Source organism: Sphingomonas floccifaciens (genome assembly GCF_042681125.1).
GTDB lineage: Bacteria > Pseudomonadota > Alphaproteobacteria > Sphingomonadales > Sphingomonadaceae > Sphingomonas > Sphingomonas floccifaciens.
On sequence record NZ_JBHUFC010000029.1, the window covers coordinates 1 to 2,863 of the forward strand.

Annotated in this window: 2 rRNA genes; both read right to left on the reverse strand. The window is 54.3% G+C overall.

The features are described from left to right. Positions 1-133: 133 nt before the first annotated feature. Positions 134-248: ribosomal RNA gene (gene rrf / locus ACFSC3_RS20615) — 5S ribosomal RNA — on the reverse strand. 119 nt (positions 249-367) lie between these two features. Then, positions 368-2,863, reverse strand: a 23S ribosomal RNA gene (locus ACFSC3_RS20620); the annotation flags it as partial.

A 2,863-nucleotide genomic window follows, 5' to 3' on the forward strand; every position in this document is an offset into this window, starting at 1 on the left:
CTCCACCCCGCGCCACCAAGTGATACGGTGGAAGACAAAAGCGCGCCGCGCTGTGGAGGGCACGACGCGCATTTTGTGTTTTTGCGTATCTGACAATGTGAATGGGTTTTTTGCGATGCGCGCTGGCTTCAATGCCTGGCGACGACCTACTCTTCCAGAGCTTGAGCCCTAGTACCATTGGCGCAGTCTGGTTTCACGGCCGAGTTCGGGATGGGATCGGGTGGGTCACAGACGCTATGGTCACCAAGCAATGGAGCCAGCGCGTATCGCGGTTTTCAAATCGGTGCCCGTGCAAAATAGGCTGAGTTTCGTAACCACAACATCGGCTGACGTGTGTGTCAGAGCTGATGTTGGCGGTGTGAACTCATCAAGCGCGAATAGGACAATTAGTATCGGTTAGCTCCATGCGTTACCGCACTTCCACATCCGATCTATCAAGGTCGTGGTCTCCGACCGTCCTAAGAAATCTTATCTCGAGGGAGGCTTCCCGCTTAGATGCTTTCAGCGGTTATCCCGTCCATACATAGCTACCCTGCTGCGCCGTTGGCACGACGACAGGTACACCAGAGGTATGTTCAACCCGGTCCTCTCGTACTAGGGTCAACTCCTCTCAAATTTCGACGCCCACGGCAGATAGGGACCAAACTGTCTCGCGACGTTCTGAACCCAGCTCACGTACCACTTTAATTGGCGAACAGCCAAACCCTTGGGACCTGCTCCAGCCCCAGGATGTGATGAGCCGACATCGAGGTGCCAAACAACCCCGTCGATATGAGCTCTTGGGGGTTATCAGCCTGTTATCCCCGGCGTACCTTTTATCCGTTGAGCGATGGCCCTTCCACGAGGGACCACCGGATCACTATGACCGACTTTCGTCTCTGCTCGACTTGTCAGTCTCGCAGTCAGGCTGGCTTATGCCATTGCACTCTAACGGTCGGTTTCCAACCGACCTGAGCCAACCTTCGCACGCCTCCGTTACTCTTTAGGAGGCGACCGCCCCAGTCAAACTACCCGCCACAGAGGGTCCCTGAACCAGTTTCATGGTTCGAGGTTAGACATCAGAAAACAACAGGGTGGTATTTCACCTATGGCTCCACATCATCTGGCGACAATGCTTCAAAGCCTCCCACCTATGCTACACAGTTCTTTCCTAATGCCACTCTGAAGCTGCAGTAAAGGTGCACGGGGTCTTTCCGTCTAACCGCGGGTACTCCGCATCTTCACGGAGAATTCAATTTCGCTGAGCATGTCCTGGAGACAGTGGGGAAGTCGTTACGCCATTCGTGCAGGTCGGAACTTACCCGACAAGGAATTTCGCTACCTTAGGACCGTTATAGTTACGGCCGCCGTTTACCTGGGCTTCATTTCGGAGCTTGCACCCCTCCACTTAACCTTCAGGCACCGGGCAGGCGTCAGACCCTATACGTCGTCTTGAAGCCGACTTAGCAGAGCCCTGTGTTTTTGCTAAACAGTCGCTACCCCCTGGCCTGTGCCCCCAACAAGAGCTTGCGCCTATGTTGGGCCTCCTTCTTCCGAAGGTACGGAGGCAATTTGCCGAGTTCCTTCAGGACACTTCTCTCAAGCGCCTTGGTATACTCTACCTGACCACCTGTGTCGGTTTCGGGTACGGTCTATACGGTGGGGCTATTTCCCGGGACAGTTTCGAAGCACGTCCAATCCGATAAGGACGTACAACACACACCATCCGTCACACACCACCAGGCCCACGAATATTAACGTGGTTCCCATCGACTACCCCCTTCGGGCTCGTCTTAGGGGCCGGCTCACCCTGCGCGGATTAGCCTTGCGCAGGAACCCTTGGTCTTTCGGCGAGAGGGCATCTCACCCTCTTTATCGCTACTCATGTCTGCATTCGCACTTCCGATACCTCCACGGTCGGTTACCCTCCCGCTTCACTGGCGTACGGAACGCTCCGCTACCGCGTGATCAAAGATCACACCCTAAGCTTCGGTGCACGTCTTGAGCCCCGTTACATCTTCGCCGCAGGAACCCTTATTTAGACCAGTGAGCTGTTACGCTTTCTTTAAAGGATGGCTGCTTCTAAGCCAACCTCCTGGTTGTTTTGGGATTCCCACATGCTTTCCCACTTAGACGTGACTTGGGGACCTTAGCTGTAGGTCAGGGCTGTTTCCCTTTTGACGACGGACCTTAGCACCCGCCGTCTGTCTCCCGAGTAGTACTCCTAGGTATTCGGAGTTTGGTTAGGTTTGGTACAGCTCGCGCCGCCCTAGCCCATCCAGTGCTCTACCCCCTAGGGTATTCGCTCGAGGCACTACCTCAATAGTTTTCGCGGAGAACCAGCTATTTCCCGGCTTGATTGGCCTTTCACCCCTAAACACAACTCATCCGGTAACTTTTCAACGTTAATCGGTTCGGACCTCCAGTGCGTGTTACCGCACCTTCATCCTGGTCATGCCTAGATCGCCGGGTTTCGGGTCTAATACACCAAACTCATTCGCCCTATTCAGACTCGCTTTCGCTGCGCCTACACCTATCGGCTTAAGCTTGCTTGGTACATTAAGTCACAGACCCATTATGCAAGAGGTACGCGGTCACCCCATAAAGAGGCTCCCACTGCTTGTAGGCAATCCGTTTCAGGTACTGTTTCACTCCCCTCATCGGGGTGCTTTTCACCTTTCCCTCACGGTACTAGTTCACTATCGGTCATGTAGGAGTATTTAGGCTTAGAGGGTGGTCCCCCTATATTCAGACAGGATTACACGTGTCCCGCCCTACTCAAGTCCCGACACATCACTTTCGCATACGGGGCTGTCACCCGCTATGGCCACACTTTCCAGAGTGTTCTGCTAGTTGAATGTCAGGCACTGGCCTGGTCCGCGTT